We start from the raw sequence: 21,090 nt of genomic DNA on the forward strand, positions 1-21,090 counted from the left end.
CGTGGTCATCGGCGCAGCGCTGAAATGCCGTTCGCGCTGCCGGCTGACATTGATGACGGGTCAGACGCCGGCGAACGCCGGTGTCATTGCGCGGGTGCACAGTTCGCGGGCCCAGGTGATGCGGGTGAGGGCGACGTCAGGGCGGTCGCCGAAGACTTCGGCGGCGCGGGCGTAGCACTCGTCCGGGCCGAGTCGTTCGAGGGTGAGTTCGACGGTTTCGCGGACTGCCGTGTCGTCAAGGTCGGCTGTCTGAGAGGTGTCGGAGACGAACAGTGCCATGCTCAGCACCTGGTCAACTGGGCGGGTCGTCATGGCGGATCACCTGTTCACAGCTGGGGTGTGGTTTGGTATGTCCACCGTCTCTCGTACCGGTGCGCGATGACCTCGACGCCACCTGCACTGTGTGGTTGCCGGTTTCCGCACCCGCGGATACCTGCTGGCTGCCATGCCCAGCCCACCCCGCCTCGCCCTCCGGGGGCGGCGTCATGGTTCGGCGACGCCGCCTGCCGGTTCTCTGCTCGCTGCTGCACGACAAAGGCCCGCGCGCGGCCGGCTACCACGCCGAACAGGGCGAGGTAGAACGTCCGCGGTCTTCACATTCCGCGGCGGTACGACCGGTGGCGGGCCGCGGCGAGCACGTGCGCACTACCCTCCCAGCACCTCTGCACCATCGCCACAAGTGATCTCGGCTCTTCGGCCGGTGTGATCGTCGGGTTCGGGCCGGTACCTTGCTTGCCACATGTCAATGTGCCATCGAGCTGGCCGCGAAGCCGGCATGGGGGTCAGTCAATGACAGGTCAGGTCTCTACCCGCCGCAGACTCGTCGCTGCCGTCGTCGCCGGCGTCATCGCCGCCGGCGCGCCGGTGCTATCCGGAATGACGAGCGCCTACGCATCCGATCCGGCTAGATCCGTCAACGCCGTCATCGTGTGGGACCAGAACGCGCAGACCGCGATCTGGGACTACGCCCAGCAGCAACCGCAAGTGCAGGCCCGCAGCTTCGCCATGGTGCACGGGGCCGTCTACGACGCCGTGAATGCCATCGCCGGAAAGCCCTACCAGCCGTACCTCTCCGCGCCTGCCGCGAACGGGCGCGAGTCCACGGACGCCGCCGTCGGTACCGCGGCGTTCAAGATCCTTTCCTCGCTCTTCCCGGACCAGCAGGCCCGGCTGCAGCAGCAGTACGACGACTACATGGCCGGCGTCCAGACCGGGCCGGCGAAAACCCGCGGCACCGCGGTGGGCGCCCAGACCGCGGCCGCGATGATCTCCGCCCGGCAGAACGACGGGGCGTTCGGCGCGGAGGCCTGGCCGGTCGGCACCCAGCCCGGGCAGTGGCGCCCGACGCCGCCGACCAACGCCAACGCGACGGCGTGGGTGGGCCACCTCAAGCCGTTCCTCATCCCCAGCGTGTCGATGTTCCGTTCCTCCGGCCCGCCGGCGCTCACCAGCGCGCAGTACACCCGCGACTTCAACGAGGTCAAGACGATCGGCGCCGTGAACAGCACCACCCGCACCCTCGACCAGACGCAAGCGGCCATCTGGTGGCACGACCGGCACCTGGGCGAGTGGGAGATCAAGCGGCAGCTCGCCGTCAACCAGCACCTCAGCACGGTGCAGACCGCGCGCATGTTCGCCATGGTCGACTTGTCGGAGGCCGACGCGACGTCGGCCTGCTACAACGAGAAGGGCGCCTGGATGTTCTGGCGCCCGGTCACCGCGATCCAGCTCGCCGACACCGACGGCAACCCGAACACCACGGCCGACCCGACCTGGATGCCGCTGCTGGTCACCCCGCCGCACCCGGACTACACATCGGGACACACCTGCTTCACCGCGGCGAGCATGTCCGCGCTGGCCTTCTTCTTCGGCCGCAACGACATTCCCTTCAGCGCGTACAGCTCGGCGTCGGGCACCACGCGCACGTTCAACAACTTCTCCAGCGCGATCGCCGAGGTCATCGAGGCGCGCATCTGGGGCGGCATCCACACCCGCACCGCCGACATCGAGGGCGCACAGATCGGCCTGAAGACGACGGCGTACGCGGTCACGCACTACTTCCAGCCCCGTCGATAACGTTCCTGAACCGCAGAAGGGGGGTCCGTTCCCCGGACCCCCCTTCTCGTCACGCGGCCTCAGTAGGTGAGGGGCGGGGTGGTTCGGGGCTCGGGCGGAGTCGGCCGAAATACGCCGGCGGCGTGGCGATGTGGGGCCGCAATCACGGGCCTGTGTAGCCGATAGATTCCGATCGGTGGCGGCGGAGCGTCGAACCCGGCGACGCGCTGCCGCCCGGCCTGACCCTCCAGCCCAACGGCGCGATCGCCGGCACACCCACCGCGGTCGGCAACACCTACCTGACGCCGCGGGTCACCGACAGCGCCACCCCGCAGCCCATCTCCACGACGGTACCGATGCTGATCATCGTCACGCAGACGGCGGATGCCTTCACCGCGAGCCTGGCGCCCACCGACGACGGCTCGCTCGCTATCGCTCCCGTCGGCGACGCCCCGGGTGCGGCCTTGGTCAGGGTGGCGGCCACCGGCAGCACCGAACAGCGTGGACCTTCACCCCCGACCAGCGGCCTCGACACGATCGTCAATGCCGCGACCAGCGACTGCCTGACCAGCAACGGCATCGGACAGCCGGTCGTGCAGCAGCCTGTGACGGCGGCGAAGGGCAGCTGTGGCAGCCCTCCGGCGACTTCGGCGGCGACAGCACTTCCTGGCTGCGTAACCCGCACAGCAACGGCTATCCACACCTCAACGGCGACGCGGTCGATACGGCAGCGTGGGACGGCGGTACCTCAGCGGAATCCTTCTTCCCGGTCAACTGAGCCGATCCGGTCGGAGGCCCGGCAGGCCCGTGACGGCTCCGGCCAGCATCCGCGCAGTAAGCACGCGGATCCGCCCCCTCTGGTCCGCCCGCGGAGAGGTCAGCTCATATGGAACAGCGGGCCGGTGATGGTCAGGCCGAGACTGTCGCCGGTGTAGGCGAAGAACGCGAACAGCATCAGGGCCGCACCCGCGAGGGCGAGGTCCTTACTGTCTCGGGATCGCCAACGACGCTGCGGAGTTCGCGCTGTGGCTGTCGCCGCACATCCTCGACAACACCGTTCGGGTGCTCATGGCCGTCGTCGGTACCCCGAAGGAGGAGGCGGACGACTACCGGGAAATCTTGATCGAGATGGCGGAGGCGTCCGCCGGGGGCATCCTCACTCCACCGAGAACGGTCCACGACTGCCGCGATCACGAGGACAATCTCGTGCTCGACCTGGCCGCCGAGGTCGGGGCTTTGTTGATCGTGTCTGAAGACGCCGGCCTGACCGGCATGTCGCCGTGGAGGGGCGTGCCGGTGTTGCGCGCCCGTGAGTTCGTCGGTCGGGTCGACGCCATGCGGCGGCACCGCAGGCGCTGACTACTCCTTCGTCGGGTCCGTGAGCCCGTGGGCCGGTGTCCACACTGGACCTGCCCGGGCTCGACGCGTGCTCCGTTGTTTCTGGATCCCGCCCTGTCGTCTTGGACTTGGCGCACCGGGCTGGACTGGAATCCGGACAAGGCCGCACTAAATGGCACCGGCAATACTCGTAAAAACGGACATAATTCGCCTTGAAATCGGAAGGTTCGTCCACACGCAGCGGCTCAGAGGTCGGCCTCGACCTTGACCACCGGTTCTCAGGCCGGCCGGTCGGCGGCGGATTTCGGCGGGGTACGGGATTCGGGGCGCAGACCGATCGTCGGCAACTGGTCGAAGCAGTAATAGAGCGCCAGCGCAGCGTGCACCGCGAGTGTCACCGACGCGTTCAGGAAGCTAAGGCCGATCGTGGCGAGGTAGAAGACGTTCCCGATGCCGAAGCGGCGCAGCGCGCTCCGGCTGGACCGCGGATCGATGTCGTCCTGCAGGAGGCGCACGTCGCGGGTGAGGGTCAGCCACAGGGCCGCGTAGGCCAGGCCCATCGCCAGCATCGTTGCGCTGTAGACGGCCGCGGCGACGTGCGAGTCGGCGCCGGCCGTCAGGTATTCCGACAGTAGCCGCGTGGGAAACGGGATCAAGGACACGGTGAGCAGCAATGCCAGGTTCGCGAAGAGCACCGGCCGGTCCACCAGCCGTACCTTGTCGAACATCGCGTGGTGGTTGACCCAGATGATGCCGATCACCATGAAGCTGACCAGGTAGGCGAAGTACGCCGGCCACTCGTGTGCGAGTGCGCGCCCCAGACCGCCTTCGGCTGCCTCCTCTCGCGACGGCACCGCCAGCTCCAGTACCAGCAGGGTGATCGCGATGGCGAACACCCCGTCGCTGAACGCCTCGATGCGTCGACTGCTCATCGCCCGCTTGTCCAGCTGCGGAGCCGGCCGTTCATGGCTTCACCTCGTCAAGGCTGCCGGCTATGCCGTCGACGACGATGCGCAGCCCGTGCTCGAAGGAGGCGTCAGTGTCGCCGCTGCCGCGGATGGCGGCCGCCAGAATCGGGGTGGCTTTGAACGCGTCGATGGGGGATGCGCCGGGCGGCGCCTCCGCACCCGGCCCGTCGGTATCGATCTGACGCTGGTGAAGGGCTTGCTCCTCCAGCACGAATCCGTTGACGAACCGGGTGAGGGTACCGATCGCCAGCAACGCCTGCGTCGGGGTGAACCCTTGCTCAACAAGTGATCCGAGTTCCGCCTCGAATCGGACGATGAGCTCGGGCCCAGGCCGGGTGCCCGCCACGAGGCGGGCTCCGTCCCGATGGGACAACAGGATCTCGCGGCGCTCGCGGCCCCGGCGGGTGAACCACTGCCGCCAGTTCTCGCCCTCGTGCGGCGGCCCGAAGTCCTGCCGCGATTGCAACGCCTGGGCCATCTCGTCCAACAAGGCCCGCTTGCTGCGGAAATGCCAGTACAGCGCGGGATTTTGCACGCCCAGGCGCGCGGCGAGCCGCCGGACGGTCACGCCGTCCAGTCCCGCCTCGTCCAGCAGCTCCAACGCCGCGGTGACGATCACTTCGCGATCCACGCGGGATCCCCCTTGACTTCGACGGTTGACAGCTTAGCACTGCTAAGGCATGCTCGGTGATGTCACCACTTAGCAACGCTAAGGAGATGTCATGCCGACTGTTACTGCCTCATCCCGCTCATCACGTACGACGCGGTACCTGCTGGCCGGCGGTCTGGCCGCGCCGCTGTTCGTCCTGGTGACGCTCGTTGACGGTGCCGTCCGACCCGGCTATCAGTCCATGCACCGATACGCCAGTGAGCTCAGCCTGGGCGAGTTCGGGTGGATCCAGATCGCCAACTTCATCGTCACCGGAGTGGCGCTGTGCGGCTTCGCGTTCGGCCTGCGCCGGGCAATGCACGCCGAGGACCTGGACGCCCACCGTCGGCCCAGTGGTCGGGGATCCCCGATGGCCCCGATCCTCGCCGGCGTCTGCGGCGTCGGGCTGCTGGTGGCCGGGACCTTCAGCATGGATCCTTCTCCCGGCTTCCCCGTCGGCAGCACCGTGCCCGCGCACCCGACCCTGCACGGTCAGGTCCACGGCTACGCCCCCATGGCCGTCTTTCTGTCCCTCGCCGCGCTCACCTTCGTCCTGGCCCGTCGATTCGCCACCGAACCGGCACCGCGTCCTTGGATGTGGTGCAGCATCGCCGCCGGAATCCTCGTGCCGGCAGCCTTCGTGACCAGCGCGGCCCTGTATGACTTCGCCACCCAGACCGGCCACTATCACGGCCTCTTCCAACGGATCAGCCTGACCATCGGCTTCGGCTGGCTCGGCGCGCTCGCGCTGCGCCTCCTTCGCGACCACACCAGTTCGTCGCCTGTGAGCGCTCCACGGCGAGACACGTCCGAAAGCCCACGACGGCTAGCCGCGCTCTGACGCATCGAGCGGAAACGGGCTGTCCGGAGATCGGCATTCCTCGGTCAGGGAGCGGCCATCACGGGGCGACCAGCACAGCCTGCTCGCCGCGGCATCTTCGCCATTGGTGATCCCGCTTCCCCGCCGAGATCGCCGCGCGTCCAGACGTGGCTGCGCACCTCCCAGTGCCCCCGTTGGCACCGCGCGATGGGCCGGACCGCGGTCGCGTTCCGCGTGTCCCAGTCATCGTTCTCGGTCTTTTCTTCGATGCCTCTGCAGCGAATCGCAGCCCGATGTACTGCCGAAATATTACTGACATACCAATCGTACGACCATCGAAAGGAGACAAACGATCATGAACAAGGCAACTTCGAAGGACGGTACGGCGATCGCATTCGACCAGGTGGGGGAGGGGCCGGCGGTCATCATTGTCGGCGGCGGCCCGACCACGCGGGCGGTCAACACCGCGGTCGCTGAGCTGCTGGCGCCGTCATTCAGTGTGTTCAACTACGACCGTCGCGGGCACGGCGACAGCGGCGACACCCCGCCCTACACGGTGGATCGCGAGTACGAGGACCTCGAAGCGCTCATCGCAGTGGCCGGCGGGTCCGCGCACGTCTACGGCACCTCCGGCGGTGGGATGATCGCTCTCGAGGCGGCCGCCCGCGGCCTGGCCATCACCAGACTGGTGGTCTGGGAGCCGCCCTACATCGTCGACGACACCCGCCCACCCGTACCGGCGGACTACCACCAGCAACTCGTAGACCTGCTGGCCGCCGGACGCCGAGGCGACATGCTCCAGCTGTTCTTCACCAAGGCCGCCAACCTCCCCGCGGAGTTCGTCAGCCCGATGCGGCAGTCGCCGTTCTGGCCCGCGATGAAGGAACTCGCGCCGACCCTCGTCTACGACGCGATGCTCACCGGGGACTTCTCGTTGCCGACCCAGCGGATCGCCGCCGTCGCCATCCCCACACTCGTGCTCGACGGCGGGACGACCCTGTGGCTGAGCAATGCCGCACGAGCGGTGACCGACACACTGCCCGATGCGCGGCACCGCACGCTGCCCGGCCAGCCGCACAACGTCGATCCCGCCGCCATCGCACCGGCACTGGCCGAGTTCTTCAACCACGGCGCGGCGTGAGTCACCGCGCAGACGGGAGCGTCATGCGCAAGGTAAGCCTGACAATGCAGGTCACCCTCGACGGCTACGTAGCGGGACCCAACGGGCAGCTCGACTGGTTGTTCCGACGCATGGACCCGGCCCTGGAGAAATGGACCACGGAGTATCTGCACACCGTGGACACCGTCCTCCTCGGCCGCACCACCTATCTGGAGCAGGCGGCCGTCTGGCCGCAGCAGCGCACCGAGATGGCCGAGCTTATGAACGGTCACACCAAGGTTGTCTTCTCCACCACGCTGAACGCGCTCGCCTGGAACAACTCCCGGCTCGCGGCCGCAGACATGGCGGCGGAGATCGCCGATCTGAAACACCGGTCCGGCAAGGACATCTACCTGTCCGGCGGACCGACGCTGGTGCAGGCCATCACCCGCTTGGGCCTCGTCGACGAGTTTCACCTGGCCATCCACCCCACCGTACTGGGCCGTGGAAAACCGCTCTTCCGTGATCACCCGCTCGACCTGGAACACATCCACACCACTACGTACGAGTCCGGAATCGTGCAGCACACCTATCGCACCAGTCGCTGAGAGGACGCACACGATGACCCAGAACCAGCCGGCACCCGCGACGCCGACGCCGGTCGCGCCGAGCGAAGGACCAGAACAAACGACCAGAACCCTGTTGTGGTACGGCGCGGTCGCCGGGCCGCTGTATGTCGTGCTCGGCACGGCGCAGGCAGTCTTCCGCGACGGATTCGACATCCGCCGGCACGCCCTGAGCCTGTTGAGCAACGGCGGACTTGGCTGGATCCAGATCACGAACTTCTTGCTCACCGGTGTCCTGACCATCACCGCCGCCACAGGTGTCCGACGCGCACTGCGTGGCGCGCCCGGCGGCACCTGGGCACCACGCATGATCGCCCTCTACGGTGCGGGCTTGATCGCCGCCGGCGTGTTCCGCGCCGACCCGTCGTTCGGGTTCCCGCCCGGCACCCCCGACGGCCAGGGCGCAGTCACCTGGCACGGCATGCTGCACCTGGTCAGCGGGAGCATCGGCTTCGTCGGCCTGATCGGCGCATGTCTGGTGATGGCGCGGCGCTTCACCAGGGCCGGACGTTCCGGCTGGGCCGTCTACAGCCGGGTCACCGGCATCTTCTTTCTCGCCGCCTTCGTCGGCATCGCATCCGGAGCCGGCATCGCACTGATCAACATCACCTTCACCGTAGCCATCGCGGCGGGCTGGCTCTGGCTCTCCGCGACAACGCTCCGGCTGCGCCGCGAGATCACCGAAGCATCGGCCACCTGACATCAACTCCTCAATCGCACGCGCAGGCACGGTATCCGAACTCGGCTGGAACATCCGCGAGACGTTCTTCCAGCGCCGGGCCGGCCTCGCCACGCTGGTCGCGACCACCGCCGGCGGCAACCAGCACTACCCGGTACCCGACGTGCCCGCCCAGGAGGCGCTGCGGCTGGCCCGCGCCGCGGTCCGGGGCTGCTCGACCAGTTCTTGGAGGTCTGACCGGCTGCACACCATGCTGTCGGCCTACCGTCCACGCTGCTGGCGGCGGACGCGGGCATCCTGCGCGGCCAGTTGGCGAGCTCGAAGCCGGCCGGAACGGATCCAGCGCAGGGGAGGGACCGGGTCCATCCGAACTCGCCCGGGCACTCCGAACCTCTGACCCGTCATCCGGGCAATGCTTCCGTCGATCCGGAATGCAACGGCGCCCGTCCTTGATGTGACGCGTAGGCTGGGCAGCCGACGTCATGCGGGGACGGCCGCCTGCCGCGGGGCCCTCGCCGCCGCCAGGCGGGTACGCACCAGGATCGTGATGCGGTTCGCGATCATCGTGGCCAGCGTGAGCAGCATGATCGAATCGGCGAACGCGTTGACGCTGATGCGATTGTCGATCAGAAACATGCCGAGGTCGCGGGTGAACCAGTGCTGGCAACCGTAGATGAACACCTGCCGGGCGGCGGCGATCACGATCCACACCACCGCGTACGCGACTCCCGCTTCGGTCCACATCTGGCCGCCGGTATCCACCGTGACACGCATGAACAGGCATGAGAGGACACCAAGCGAAGCGCCGACCACGGCAGCCGAGATCTCGAGCAGCAGGCCGTTGCCGGTCAGGTCCCAGCCGGGTGACACGAACGGCACGATCACCGCGGCGAACAGCAGCGGCCGCAGCAAGCCGAGCAGGGTCACTCGGCGGTGGCCCCAGTCCCGGGCCAGCAGGACGGCGACGATAGCCAGGTTGAGCAGGGTAAGCGCGGTCGACATGAGGCCGACCGTAGGCTGTGCGTCGGGTGTAGATCATCCATCCGCTGGTTGGAACCTTGGGTGTAGTCATGGCAAGGGATATGGTGTCGCGCTCGTACGTAAAGTTCGCCATGTCGGGAATGCTCACTATGTCGGGCAGAGCGGGACCGCTACGGGCCGCGATGGCAGCCGGACTGGCGTTCATGATCTGGGGCGAGACGGCGCATCCGGGCATCGTCGGCTTGCACGGCGCCCGGCTGGCAACCTCGATCACGCTCGCAGTGGCGGCTGTGGGCTGGGTCGGCTGGGCCGTCACCGGCCCACGCGGGACCTCTCGGCCGCTGACCGTGTTCGTCTGTTGGACCGGGCTGGCCGGCAGTGTCCTGCTGTTCGTGCACCCGGCTCCAGCGGTGTGCTGGTTCACCGTGTTCGCCTGCGTCGATGCGGGTGCCGCGCTGTCCGCAGCGGTCGGCGTGCCGCTGGCAGGCGCGTGTTGCGCCATCCTGGTCGCCGGGTACGTCGTAGGCCGGGGGGACGCGCTGGCCACGTTCGCGGCGGTCGCTTTTGTCGCATACGTCGTGGGCAGCAACCGGCGCTCGACGGCCCGCGCCGCGATGCTCACGGAACGAAGCCGCATCGCGACCGAACTCCACGACATTCTCGGCCACTCGTTGACCGCCCTCTCCCTCCAGGTCGAGGCCGCCTCGGCGGCGCTTGAGACGATCGGCGACACCGACCTGGCACTCGCTCATCTGGCGAAGGCCGCCCGGCTGACCCGCAGCGGGCAGGAGGAGACCGTTGCCGCGGTGCGTACGCTGCGCTACGGAGCCGTCGGCGTCCACGACCTGGTCAAGCAGCTCATCGACACCTCCGGCCTGGCCGCGGACCTCACCGTGCACGGCAAGCCGCGACCGCTGTCGGCCATCACCGGGATGGCGGTCTACCGCCTCCTCCAGGAGGCGTTGACCAACGCGGGTAAGCACGCACCTGGGACCAAAGCCACAGTGACCCTGTCCTACGAGCCGGAAACCGTGATCGTCACCGTCGCCAACGCCACCTCCGCCGGTTCGGACGCAGTCAGCGGTGGGCAAGGGCTGCACGTCATGCGGGAGCGCATTACGCAGGTCGGCGGAACCCTGGTCACCGGCGCCACGGGCGGCCTCTGGCGAATCGAAGCCCAGGTGCCGGCGTGACGATACGGGTTGTGGTGGCCGACGACCAGACCGTCGTACGGGAGGGACTTGCCGCGCTCCTCGGGCTTGTCCCGGATATCGACGTGGTGGGCGAGGCCGCCGACGGACCCGCCGCGCTGGCGGCCGTGGCTCGCCACCATCCCGACGTCGTCCTGCTCGACCTGCGTATGCCCGGCATGGACGGCATCGCCACCACCGCCCGGCTCGCCGCCGATCACCCCGCCACAGCGGTCGTGATCCTCACCGGTTACACCGACGACGCCTCGGTCCTCGACGCGCTCGCCGCAGGCGCCCGCGGTTACCTCACCAAGAGCGCCGGACGGGCGGAGATCCGGCAGGCGATCATGGCGGCCGCTGCCGGCCTGGCGCCGCTCGACCCCGCCGTACAGGCTCGCCTGGTCACGGCCGCCCGGATCGGGCGCGTACCGGCCGAGTTGCCCGACGGGCTCACCGTTCGTGAGGTCGAAGTCCTCGCGCTGATAGCAGCCGGACTCACCAACCACGCTATCGCGACCCGCCTGCGGATCGAGTCCAGCACGGTGAAGTCCCACATCAACCGGATCTTCAGCAAGACCGGAGCCTCCGACCGTGCAGCGGCCATCAGCTACGCCCGCCGCCACGGCCTAGCTCCCTAGTCAGCATGAAGCGGTCGGCGCCAGTTTCCGCTGACTAGCCGAGGACGTCGGTGAGTCCGGCATGGAGGCCAACGTTCCGCTCCATGAGCTGACCAAGATCGCCGACCTGCTGCACACCGTCGCCGGCGTCGCCGGTGAGGAGGCACCCACTGACCGTGTCTGTCGGCACGCGCCACAGTCAGCCGTGCCCCAAGCCCACGACGGGTGCGTGCCGGACCTTCTGGAGACCCTCCTACGCGTCGTGGTTTCTGAGGTTAACCGCGTTCTGGAAAGAGCTGATCTCCTGCGCTAACGCGGGGACGTCGGCCTCGGCCGCGATGAGGCACTTCACACGCCCATAGCCGGATTGGCTGAAGCCCGCTGTGGCCTGATGGCTGGTGGAGCTGTTCGGTTCGCCGGCCGCGTAGTGAGCTGGGCAAGAATCGCCGGCGATCGGGCAGCCTACGCCAGCGAGTAGCCGAGGGCGCTGAGGAAGCGCCGGGCCAGTACCAGCTCCTCCTGGTCCGCATCGGTGGGCGGCAAGACGACGCGCAGCAGGCGGCAGACCGGCCGTTCCGTGCTGGCGGCGTGGAAGGAGAGCAGGAGGGCGAGCAGGACCGCGGAATGGGAGAGGCTCACGCGGGAGTAGCCGGCGCCGATGACCGGCACGGAGACCTCGTCGAAGTGCCGCGACCGGACGGCGGCCCACAGCCCGTCGTACGTTTGGGTGAGATGCGACCACGTGGTCACCGTCCCGTTGCGGGTTGGGCGCCCGCAGGCGAGCAGCAGGATCGGTCCGGGCGCGCCGGACGACTCGATGAACTGCACATCGCCCGGCCGGCTCAGCGGGCCCGACTGCATCTGTTCGATCGCCAGCTCGGCCTCGGTCCGGCCGGCACCGTCCAGCGACTCCAGGTACTGCACGATCAAGCTGCTCGGCGCGACCTTCTCCGGCGAGAGCGTCCGCCGGCGATCGGTCGTGATGACGCAGGGGCGATGATCCAGGACGTTGCCCGGCACGACCTGGATCGTCCAGGCACGCGTGTTGCTCGTCGCGCGGATCGATCGTTTCATCACGCGCAGCACCAGCCCGCCGATGACACCGAAGGCCAGCGTGCCCAGCAGCCACCAACCGCCGACGGCGGCCGACCCGTCCGGCCACACGAACTGGGCGACGCCGAGCCCCGAGGCGATAACGCCGCAGGTCGCGAAGAGCCACTGGATGGCCTCGCGATCAACGGTCCCGGTGCGGCGCTTGATGGCCCGCCACTGCCGTCGCAGCGGCGTCAGCAGACGGCTGTCGCTCGCCGCGTCCGTGGAACTGCCCGGGGTGGCCACCGCATCACGATCCTGCAAGGTTCGTCACCCCTGTTCCAGCAGCATGCGGATCTTGCAGGCGGTCGCCGCCCCGGTGAGGTCCGGAAAGAGCCGCAAAGCGCTGATGCCCATCAGATCGAGGTCGGCCAGCGCAGTCCGGACATCATCCAGGGGTAGCAGGACCCGGGTCAGCGCCACGCCGGTCACGTCCGTGCACCGGATGACGACCTCTTCCAGACAGTTGAACGGGCTGCGGGACAGGGTGTAGTAGCCGGCCTGGTTGCGGGCCCTCGCGTTCTCGTGCGACGGCGCCGCCACGATCTCCACGTCGTACACGCCCGACCACATCGGGGACCGCCGGTGCAGCACCCACAGCACGACGTGGCTGTCCGCCGCGTCGGCCTCTGCGAATGCCTCCTGGTACGCGAAGAATGCCGCGATGTACGGGCTGCTGGTCCAGTCGAGCAGCCTGGTGGGCAGTCCGTGGTGCTGCCCGAGCGCGATGAGCCGGCGGTCGTCGTCGCACAGTTCGGCCGGAAGCCCGTAGTCACGGCAGGCCTCGCGGAACGTAGCCACCAGGTCGTCGAACACCTGTGTACGGCGGTCGGGCTCCACGTGCCGGAATGTCCGGTCGAAGGAGGATTCGAGCTGCCAGCGGGGGGATCGCATGCCGCGGAAGAGGTACGCGTCGTGACGGTACGAGTCGGCGTCGATGAACTCTGACACCAGGTCACGCTTGAACTCCCACCACGAGTCCAGGCGAATCTCGCGAATCTGCGCCACGGTGACCTCACGCGAACGGTCGCACTGGCCGCGACCCGACCGACCGGATACCGACGGCGTCGATCAGGCACGGGTGGAGGACGTATTCGCGCTCGGACAGCGGCGGCTGGAGCTCGCTCATGCCGCCCATCGAATAGAAGAAGGTGCCGTCCGCGCCGTTGCGTTTGCCGACGAAGCCGAGCAGGCCGTTCTGCCACAACACGGTCGCGAGGTCGGTCTGGCCGTCGAAATGCTGCCGGAGTAGATCCCGTGCACACTGCAGGCTCGGCGCGTCGAACCGGTCGGCGCCGAGCAGGAGCAGGGACTCGCGCAGTGCCTCGACGATGTCGTCGCGGATGTATGCGTGCCGCCCGACGTAGAAATCCGCGTACCCGTGCTGCCCCGACTTCGCCGGGGCCAGATCGGCGGAGATCTGGTTGGCGCACTGCTGAATCTGATCGTTGCCGAACGCTCCGGCCACCGCCGCCACGGTATCTCGGATGGACTGCTGCGACGGCGGCCCGTTACCCGCGCGTTTCGCCCGCAGCACGACGTTGCTCAGCGAGTTGCCGACCTCCACCAGATCCCGCGGTATCAGGCGGGTGTGCCGCAGCACGTAATCGATGGCGGTCTCCCGGCTTCCCCGGGCCAGGTTCTCGATCTCGGTGAGCCCGAGCCAGGCGGTCATCGGCTCCCCGGCGGCGGGCTCGGTCAGGTACCGCTTGTCTAGCCGTTCGATCTTGTTGTACAGCAGGTACTTCAGCGACGCGGCGTCCCAGTCCAGCACCCGCACGTGCGGCTCCCCGCGGTACTTGCTGGCCATCTCGCTGCGCAGCACGCTGGAGAACACGACGTCCCGAAGGGCCACCACGACATGCAGCCGCCCGCCGATGCGGTGGTCCTTCAGCCACTGCATGACCGCGTGGAAGAGGCCCTCCTGGCAGGGCAGCCAGTACATCGGGGCGTACGCGAAGGACTCGTCGACCCCGTCGATGTAGAAGGCGATGGGTGGCAGGTCGACGATGGCCTCGCGCAGAAAGTGCGTGAGATCGTTCCAGTCACGTCGTTGCAGGTACGTCATGAGTTTGTGCTTGGCGTCGTACTCGTACAGGATGTCCGCGAGATGGCTGTAGACGGTGCCGGGCGCGCGCCCCTGCCCGATGAGGTGCGCGTAGCTCTGCAACTCCTCGCGCAGCTCACCGTTCACCCGTTCGCGCAGTTCCCGCTGGCGCAGGATGTGCGCGGCCACGGTCCGGGTGATCGAGCACGACCAGAGCCGCTGCCACATTTCGACGAGGTCCCGGCGTTCGAAGAACTGGCAGGTCCGCACGATCGACTCGGTCGAGGGCAGGTCGCCCTGGGACGTGTCGGCGTACACGCTGGCCTCGTGGTCGGCGGACGCCTGTAACCTGCGCAGGTAGACCGTCTTGCCGGCGCCCATCCGCCCGACGATCACGCGGGCACGCATGTCGTCGGCGCGCGTGGCCAGCGCACCGAATGCCTCGTTGCCAGCGAAATCAACGAAACGTTCGAGCAGCGAGTCGAGATTCTCCCGCGCACCGTCCGGATTGCCGAAGGGCGCGGCACCAGTGCTCAGGACCGACGGGCCAGAATTCATCGCCGTGCTCCCCTCCCTCGGCCCGGACGGAGTCGGCACGTGATGCGCTACGCCGACTCGCGGCCCGTCCGGCCGGCCAACACTCTTAGAGACAACCAGGCCACGGAGCGATACACAACAGTCGTAAATGCAAACCAGTGACTGATTTGTCAGCAGGTGCGCGGGGTGCTCCTGCCGAAAAGTCTCATCCGCGCTGGTGAGTGGCGCTCCTCCCGCAGCGCGAAATCGACGCGCAGCTGGTGCAGAACGGCGCTCTTGCCCACCACGGTGGCACCCCCGCATGAGCAGCGCCCACGCCGCGTCCTCGGACAGATTCGCGAGGTGTGCAGATATGTGATGGCGGGCGCGCGGGTCCGGGCCCAGCTGGTTCCGCAGTGATCTGCGTCACTCGGGATGAACTTTCACTCGCCGGTCACGTCCGGAGCGCCTGGATACCTATCGCGTGCATCCAGGGAGAACGATGAGATCAGTTCGCAGGATATCGGCGCTGGCGATGCTGGTGCTGGGCGTCTCGGCGGTGGCTCCGGGCGGTTCGCCGGCGGTGGCGCAGGCCCAGACACAGAAGCCGTCGACCGTACCCGCGGTGGCCTCCAAGCCCCGGACGGTCACTCTGCTCACCGGCGACACCGTCCACGTCAGCACCAAGGACGGCGAGACGGCGGTTGACGTCGTGCCGGGGAAGGGACGGGAGCGGATCCCGTTTATCAAACACAGCGCCGGCGAGGACGTGCAGGTCATCCCGGCCGACGCCGTCGGCCTGCTCAACCGGGGCAAGCTCGACGCGAGGCTCTTCGACATCTCGATGCTCGTCGACTTCGGCTACGACGACACCCGGGCCACCCTGCCGCTCATCGTCCAGCACAGCAGCACCGCCCCCGCCGGCCTTGCCGGCGCCAGGACCACCCGGGAGCTCTCCGGAGCGAGCGCTGTCGCGGAGAGCCGCGCGGACGCGGTGTCCTTCTGGAACAACATCACTTCCTCCGCCAGTGGTACCGAGCGGCAACTACGGGTCGGCTTCGACAAGATCTGGCTCGACGGGCTGCGCCGCCCCACCCTCGACGTCAGTGTTCCGATGACTGGCGCGCCGCAGGCGTGGCAGGCCGGCTGGACGGGAGCAGGGGTGAAGGTCGGTGTGATCGACACCGGCATCGATCAGACCCACCCCGATCTGGCTGGCCACGTAACCGCCGCGGAGAACTTCACCTCCGATCCGGACAGCCTCGACCGGGTCGGTCACGGCACCCACGTCGCCTCCACCATCGTCGGCAGCGGGGCCGCGTCGCAGGGCCGTTACAAGGGCATGGCGCCCGGCGCGACCCTCTACAGCGCCAAGGTCTGCACCGAAGTGGGCTGCCCGGAGTCGGCGATCGTGGCCGGCATGACCTGGGCGGCGCAGCAGGGCGTCAAGGTGGCCAACATGAGCCTCGGCGGCCCGGACAGCCCGGACACCGATCCGATCGAGGCGGCCCTGGCCGACCTCACCCAGCGCTACGGCGTGCTCTTCGTCGTCGCCGCGGGCAACGACGGCCTGGCCGGCGAGTCCACGGTGAACTCGCCCGGCGACGTGGCCGAGGCGCTGACCGTGGGCGCCGTGACCAAGACGGGCGAGCTGGCCGAGTTCTCGAGCCGGGGTCCGCGCGCGAGCGACGCCGGCATCAAGCCGGACATCACCGCACCCGGCGTCGGTATCGTCGCTGCCCGCAGCTCGACCTCCGACCTGTGGCCGGAGGAGAACCCGCAGTACACCCGCCTCAACGGCACCTCGATGGCGACTCCGCACGTGGCCGGCGCGGCGGCGATCCTGGCCCAGCAGCACCCGGACTGGGCGCCTGAGCGGATCAAGTCCACGCTGATGGCAGCCGCTCAGCCGAACGCTGCCATCGGTGTCTACGAGCAGGGCGCGGGCTTCCTCAATGCCGCCCGGGCGATCCAGCAGACCGTCACGGCAAGCCCGGTCAGCGTCGCGTTCGACCGGACCACCACTGCGCAGCACAGCACGGTCACGTACTCCAACAGCGGCGCCTCCGCGTTGACCCTGGCCGTCTCCCTCGACGCCAAGGACGCCGACGGCGCCCCGGCACCGGCCGGCCTGTTCAGCCTCAGCGCCTCCTCGGTGACGGTCCCGGCCGGCGGCACGGCCACCGTGACCGTCAACGTGCAGGCCGGCGCCGGCCTGCCCGACCGCTACTTCGGCGGTGAGGTGACCGCCACCGGCGGCGGCGCGCAGGTGCAGACCCCGGTCGCGCTCGACGTCGCCCGCCACCAGCTGACCCTCAAGCTCGTCGGGCCGGACGGCGGAGCGCCGACGGCCGACCAGGGCTGGGTGACCATCCTGACCGACCTGGACCGGCAGACCAACCTGGTGCTCGGCGACCCGACGACCACCACGTACCGGCTCCGCGCGGGCCGCTACCTGGTCCAGACCTACCTGCTGACCGGCGATCCGTTCTCCCCGGACGTCACGTCGCTGGTGCGCCCGAGCCTCGACCTGAGCACCGACCAGGCGCTCACCATGGACGCCCGCCTGGCGAAGCCGATCGCGGTGTCGGTGCCGAACCCGGACGCGACCGCCGTCTGGCAGGAGTCCGGCTGGACGATCCGGACCGAGCAGCCGCAGATCTGGGGCAGCAACGACCCGTACGGCGTGCTCATGAACGTCCCCTTCGATCACGTGCGGACCGCACAGATCGGGTCCGGCAAGACGCCCGGCTTCGTCTCCTACGTCCACGGGATGTGGGGCCAGGTTGACCAGGACGGAGGCCTGCACAACAGCCCGTACGTGTACCGGGTCTATCTCTACGAACCGGACAGGATGATGACCGGGCTGACCCGCAAACTGCGCCCGGACGACTTCGCCACGGTCCGCTCCCAGGTCAGCGCGGACGTGCCCGGCGTGCCGGTGTCGCGGTCCGCGGTCGCACACGCGCCCGGCAACTCGCCGGTCTACCGCGACGAGCGCAACGTGCCGCCGATCTTCACCTACGACGTGCCGAGCACCATCACCGAGTACTACACCAAGGACAAGCAGGCGGTGTGGCAGTCGACGTCGGCACAGCGGGGGTACACGTACTACGAGTCGGCGTGGACCAGCTTCGAGCCCGGGCGCACATACACGGTGATGTGGGCCAACGCGGTGGCCGGGCCGGTCTTCCCGGAGCCGAACTTCGGCCAGCAGTTCGCCACCCGCTACTGGGGCGACACGATGGGCGGACCGGGGCCGCTGCACGGCGACGGTACCGGGCACATGGGCTTCCGGTTTGTTCGCGGCGGCAGCGTGCAGGTGAACCTCTACCGCAACGGGGTCAAGATCGGCGACGCGAACCAGGCGCCCTGGTCGTGGGACGTGCCGGCGGAGGCGGGTGACTACCGGTTGGCCGCGACCTTCCGCAGCGACCCCGCGTTCACCCTCTCGACGGTGGTCGACGCGGAGTGGACCTTCAAGTCCGCGCACGTGAGCGACGGTGCACTGGTGAAGCTGCCGATGACGGCGATCCGGTTCACCCCGGATCTCGACATCGACAACCGGGCACCGGCAAACCGGCTGTTCGAGATCCCGGTCTCGCTCGACCGTCAGGTCGGGGCGGAGCGGGGCCGGACCACGGCCCTGAGCGTCGAGGCGTCCTTCGACGACGGCCAGACCTGGCACCAGCTGACCGTGCAACGCTCCGGCGAGAAGGCGGTCGCCTGGGTGCACAACCCGGCCGGCACGGGCTTCGTCTCGCTGCGGGCCGCCGCGACGGACACCAGCGGTAACACGGTCAAGCAGACCATCATCCGCGCCTACCGGTACTGAGGCTGAGCCCCGGACGCGGCGCCCACCGGCGCCGCGTCCGGGTCACGAGTGCGAGGCCGTCCCATCGAGTCGGCCGCGTCGTCGTACTCATCCCCGAGCTCCGCGGCATATGCGCGCAGCAGATCATGCATCCGCCACCGGCCGTCGTCCGGCTGGATCAGCAGCTGCGCCCCGAGCTCGGCGAGCAGGCCGCGGGCAGCGCGCAGGGACAAGCCGCCCAGCGCGGCCGCCGCTTCCGTGCTCAGCGGCCCGGCCGGGTGCCGGGGCAGCAGCCGGAAGAGCCGGGCTGCCTCGGGAGTCAGCGCCCGGTAGGACCAGGAGAAGCTCGCCTCCAGATCGGCCTTTGCGTCCCCGAAGCCGGCCAGACGGCCATCGGCCTTAGCCAGCTCACCGGCGATTGCGGGCAGGCCGAGCCCGGGCCGCCCGACGCTGCGGGTGGCGACCAGTGCCAGGGCCAGCGGCAGCCGGCCGCACCGCGCGATGATCTCGTCAACGGTGCCCGGGTCGGCGGCCGCCGCGTCGCCGAGCCAGCGGGCGAGCAGCTCGCGGGCCTCGGCGTCGGCCAGCGGGTGCAGGTGCAGCGTGTGGGTGCCCACCGGACCGGCCACGTCAGTGATCCGGCGGCGGCTGGTGGTGATGACGAGACTGCCGCCGATGCCGGGCAGCAGGTACCGGATCTGGTCCCAGTCGACGCAGTTGTCGAGCAGGATCAGCATCCGCCGCTCGGCCAGGATGCTGCGGTAGAGGCCGGCCTGGGCGTCCAGGTCGGCGGGGATGGCAGCAGGCGCGACCCCAAGGGACGACAGGAAGCCGCGCAGCGCCTCCGCCGGTGTCATCGCCGAGTCGCCGGAGTCGAAACCGCGCAGGTCCGCGTGCAGCTGCCCATCGGGGTAACGGCCGGCCAGCTGGTGAGCCAGGCGCACCGCGAGGGTGGTCTTCCCGACGCCGGGCATTCCATTGATGACCAGCGTGTTGGTCGGCCGGTCTCCGGCCAGCAGCTCCTCCACGCCGCCCAGGACGTCGCGGCGGCCGGTGAAGTAGGGGTGGTCGGCCGGCAACTGCCTTGGCGGCTCGGCTCGGATCGTCGCCGAGGTGTCGTGGTCGAGCAGGCTGTCCCGGGCCGCGCGCAGGTCGTCGCCCGGACGGATGCCGAGTTCATCGGCGAGCCGGCGCTCGATGTCGGTAAACGCCGCGAGGGCTTCGGCCCGGCGGCCGTGCGCGGCGAGCGCGAGCAGCAGCCGCGCCTGCAGTGCCTCGTCCAGCGGTTCGCATTCGGCGGCCAGCCGGATCGCGGGCAGCACCGCGTCGATGCACCCGGCCCGCAAGGCGGCGTCGGCCGCCGCTCGGACGGCCGCGAACCGCTCCCTGTCGACAGCGACGAAGTCCGGATGCGCCCGGCCGCCGGCCTGCAGGCCGGCGGCGCACCGGTCGTGCCACAACGCGAGCGCCTCCCGATAGAGCTCGACGGCAGGCTCGCCGGAGCTGCCATCGGCCTCGGCGACCAGGCGCCGGAAACGCACGAGGTCGAGCGACTCGCTGTCGATCCGTAGCTGATATTCAGCGCCGTCGCGGATCAGCACCGAGCCTGTTGCCCGCGTCGGCAGGCCCGGCTCGAACCGCCGTCGGAGCATCCCGACGTGCCGGTGCACCACATTGACCGCGCTGGGTGGGGGGTCGGACGCCCAAAGCAGGTCGACGAGCTCGGCGACGCTGGCCGCGCCGCCGGCCCGGGCGAGCAGCAACGCCAGGATCAGCCGCTGCTGCCGGGTACCCAGGTCGATTTCGGACTGGCCGCGCCAGGCCCGTACCGGGCCGAGAAGGGCGAATGAGAGCGGGTCGGTCATCTTGATGCGATCTTATGCAGGGCTGGTTGCCGCGGTCGCCACCACATGGCAAGGCCCGCACCGCGAAACGTGCGCACCGATGCCAATGTGCGCTTCGACGTGGTGGCCGGATCGCCTTCCGGCGGAGTCGTACCTGCTCAGGCCGCCTGGAGGCCGGTGCGCAGGGCGCGTAGCGCATGGTGGGTCCGGGACTTCACCGTGCCGATCGGCACTCCCAACCGGCCCGCGACCTCTTTCTTTGACCGCCCGACCAGGTAGACCTCGGAGAGCAGAATGCGCTGCGCCGGGCTCAGCCGACCGAGCGCGCGCCGGATGGCGTACGACGCCAGCGCGGTGCCGGTGGTGTCGTCAGCAGCGGGAATCCAGGTCATGTCGACCAGATGGACCTCGGCCGGGCGCCCCCGTCGCAGCCGGAGGCCGTCGATGACGAGCCGCCGCGCGACGGTGCAGAGCCACCGGCGGGCGGCATCGGGCTCGGTCGGCACCGCGTCGATGTGCCGCCAGGCCCGCAGCATCGTTTCCTGGAGCAGGTCCTCGGCGGTCTCCCCCTGGCCGCGGGTCAGTACGAGCAGCAGACGCAGCACGGCGTGGGCGTGGTCCGCATGCAGTGCAGTCATGCGCTCAGACCTGCCGACCGATGATCCATCGGGTACACGCAGCACGATGTCCCCCGTACGCAGCAGCAACGGTAAATGCGGCACGAGCCTAGGGACGACGGATGCGAATGGACTGAC

Annotated in this window: 20 protein-coding genes; 10 read left to right on the forward strand and 10 right to left on the reverse strand. The window is 69.1% G+C overall.

Going from position 1 to position 21,090, the window contains the following annotated elements; genetic code table 11:
- Nucleotides 1-60: 60 nt before the first annotated feature.
- Nucleotides 61-279, reverse strand: a complete 219-nt coding sequence (locus ACPPVO_RS01955) for a hypothetical protein (RefSeq protein WP_426509547.1) — start codon at nt 277-279, stop codon at nt 61-63.
- Between the two features lie 648 nt (nt 280-927).
- Here ACPPVO_RS01955 and ACPPVO_RS01960 point away from each other — a divergent pair.
- Nucleotides 928-2,076 (forward strand): phosphatase PAP2 family protein, encoded by a 1,149-nt coding sequence (locus ACPPVO_RS01960; protein ID WP_426509548.1) that lies wholly within the window; start codon nt 928-930, stop codon nt 2,074-2,076.
- A 274-nt stretch (nt 2,077-2,350) separates the two neighbouring features.
- Here the strand turns inward: ACPPVO_RS01960 and ACPPVO_RS01965 are convergent, their stop codons facing one another.
- Entirely contained in the window at nt 2,351-2,635 is a 285-nt protein-coding gene (locus tag ACPPVO_RS01965) for a hypothetical protein (RefSeq protein ID WP_426509549.1), read from the reverse strand.
- A gap of 416 nt (nt 2,636-3,051) precedes the next feature.
- Between ACPPVO_RS01965 and ACPPVO_RS01970 the strand changes: the two genes are divergently transcribed.
- Nucleotides 3,052-3,414 carry a PIN domain-containing protein gene (locus ACPPVO_RS01970; protein ID WP_426514502.1) on the forward strand — a complete coding sequence of 121 codons (363 nt, stop codon included), beginning with the start codon at nt 3,052-3,054 and terminating at the stop codon, nt 3,412-3,414.
- Between the two features lie 257 nt (nt 3,415-3,671).
- On the opposite strand, the gene ACPPVO_RS01975 is transcribed toward ACPPVO_RS01970, so the two are convergent.
- Both ACPPVO_RS01975 and ACPPVO_RS01980 read right to left on the reverse strand, forming a co-directional pair.
- On the reverse strand, nt 3,672-4,325 hold the full coding sequence (locus ACPPVO_RS01975) for a TMEM175 family protein (protein WP_426509551.1): 654 nt from the start codon (nt 4,323-4,325) through the stop codon (nt 3,672-3,674).
- 31 nt (nt 4,326-4,356) lie between these two features.
- The gene (locus tag ACPPVO_RS01980; protein WP_426509552.1) at nt 4,357-4,992 is read right to left on the reverse strand and encodes a TetR/AcrR family transcriptional regulator C-terminal domain-containing protein; all 636 of its coding nucleotides are present in this window, start codon (nt 4,990-4,992) and stop codon (nt 4,357-4,359) included.
- A 178-nt stretch (nt 4,993-5,170) separates the two neighbouring features.
- On the opposite strand from ACPPVO_RS01980, the gene ACPPVO_RS01985 reads away from it, so the two are divergent.
- From ACPPVO_RS01985 to ACPPVO_RS02005, 5 genes are all read left to right on the forward strand, one after another.
- Nucleotides 5,171-5,851 (forward strand): DUF998 domain-containing protein, encoded by a 681-nt coding sequence (locus tag ACPPVO_RS01985; RefSeq protein ID WP_426509554.1) that lies wholly within the window; start codon nt 5,171-5,173, stop codon nt 5,849-5,851.
- Between the two features lie 334 nt (nt 5,852-6,185).
- On the forward strand, nt 6,186-6,971 hold the full coding sequence (locus ACPPVO_RS01990; RefSeq protein ID WP_426509556.1) for an alpha/beta fold hydrolase: 786 nt from the start codon (nt 6,186-6,188) through the stop codon (nt 6,969-6,971).
- Nucleotides 6,972-6,994: 23 nt separating this feature from the next.
- Nucleotides 6,995-7,537 (forward strand): dihydrofolate reductase family protein, encoded by a 543-nt coding sequence (locus ACPPVO_RS01995; RefSeq protein ID WP_426509558.1) that lies wholly within the window; start codon nt 6,995-6,997, stop codon nt 7,535-7,537.
- 13 nt (nt 7,538-7,550) lie between these two features.
- On the forward strand, nt 7,551-8,255 hold the full coding sequence (locus tag ACPPVO_RS02000; RefSeq protein WP_426509559.1) for a DUF998 domain-containing protein: 705 nt from the start codon (nt 7,551-7,553) through the stop codon (nt 8,253-8,255).
- Between the two features lie 94 nt (nt 8,256-8,349).
- Nucleotides 8,350-8,631, forward strand: a complete 282-nt coding sequence (locus ACPPVO_RS02005; RefSeq protein WP_426514503.1) for a hypothetical protein — start codon at nt 8,350-8,352, stop codon at nt 8,629-8,631.
- A gap of 83 nt (nt 8,632-8,714) precedes the next feature.
- Here the strand turns inward: ACPPVO_RS02005 and ACPPVO_RS02010 are convergent, their stop codons facing one another.
- Nucleotides 8,715-9,236 carry a hypothetical protein gene (locus ACPPVO_RS02010; RefSeq protein WP_426509561.1) on the reverse strand — a complete coding sequence of 174 codons (522 nt, stop codon included), beginning with the start codon at nt 9,234-9,236 and terminating at the stop codon, nt 8,715-8,717.
- A 161-nt stretch (nt 9,237-9,397) separates the two neighbouring features.
- On the opposite strand from ACPPVO_RS02010, the gene ACPPVO_RS02015 reads away from it, so the two are divergent.
- Together ACPPVO_RS02015 and ACPPVO_RS02020 are read left to right on the forward strand one after the other, a co-directional pair.
- A complete protein-coding gene (locus ACPPVO_RS02015; RefSeq protein ID WP_426509563.1) occupies nt 9,398-10,408 on the forward strand; it encodes a sensor histidine kinase in 1,011 nt (336 codons plus the stop codon).
- An 11-nt stretch (nt 10,409-10,419) separates the two neighbouring features.
- On the forward strand, nt 10,420-11,043 hold the full coding sequence (locus ACPPVO_RS02020; RefSeq protein ID WP_426509564.1) for a response regulator: 624 nt from the start codon (nt 10,420-10,422) through the stop codon (nt 11,041-11,043).
- A gap of 441 nt (nt 11,044-11,484) precedes the next feature.
- On the opposite strand, the gene ACPPVO_RS02025 is transcribed toward ACPPVO_RS02020, so the two are convergent.
- Genes ACPPVO_RS02025 through ACPPVO_RS02035 form a run of 3 tightly spaced genes read right to left on the reverse strand, consistent with a single transcriptional unit; the run spans nt 11,485 to nt 14,719 of the window.
- Nucleotides 11,485-12,378 (reverse strand): macro domain-containing protein, encoded by an 894-nt coding sequence (locus ACPPVO_RS02025; RefSeq protein WP_426509566.1) that lies wholly within the window; start codon nt 12,376-12,378, stop codon nt 11,485-11,487.
- Between the two features lie 6 nt (nt 12,379-12,384).
- Nucleotides 12,385-13,122 (reverse strand): FRG domain-containing protein, encoded by a 738-nt coding sequence (locus tag ACPPVO_RS02030; protein WP_426509568.1) that lies wholly within the window; start codon nt 13,120-13,122, stop codon nt 12,385-12,387.
- 7 nt (nt 13,123-13,129) lie between these two features.
- Nucleotides 13,130-14,719 (reverse strand): P-loop ATPase, Sll1717 family, encoded by a 1,590-nt coding sequence (locus ACPPVO_RS02035; RefSeq protein ID WP_426509570.1) that lies wholly within the window; start codon nt 14,717-14,719, stop codon nt 13,130-13,132.
- 460 nt (nt 14,720-15,179) lie between these two features.
- Between ACPPVO_RS02035 and ACPPVO_RS02040 the strand changes: the two genes are divergently transcribed.
- Nucleotides 15,180-18,512, forward strand: coding sequence for a S8 family peptidase (locus tag ACPPVO_RS02040; protein WP_426509571.1), 3,333 nt, complete (start codon nt 15,180-15,182; stop codon nt 18,510-18,512).
- On the opposite strand, the gene ACPPVO_RS02045 is transcribed toward ACPPVO_RS02040, so the two are convergent.
- Nucleotides 18,500-20,356, reverse strand: coding sequence for a BTAD domain-containing putative transcriptional regulator (locus ACPPVO_RS02045; RefSeq protein WP_426509572.1), 1,857 nt, complete (start codon nt 20,354-20,356; stop codon nt 18,500-18,502). The genes ACPPVO_RS02040 and ACPPVO_RS02045 overlap by 13 nt on opposite strands.
- A gap of 137 nt (nt 20,357-20,493) precedes the next feature.
- Entirely contained in the window at nt 20,494-20,973 is a 480-nt protein-coding gene (locus ACPPVO_RS02050) for a sigma-70 family RNA polymerase sigma factor (protein ID WP_426509574.1), read from the reverse strand.
- Nucleotides 20,974-21,090 lie beyond the last annotated feature (117 nt).

It is taken from the genome of Dactylosporangium sp. McL0621 (assembly GCF_049995355.1).
GTDB lineage: Bacteria > Actinomycetota > Actinomycetes > Mycobacteriales > Micromonosporaceae > Dactylosporangium.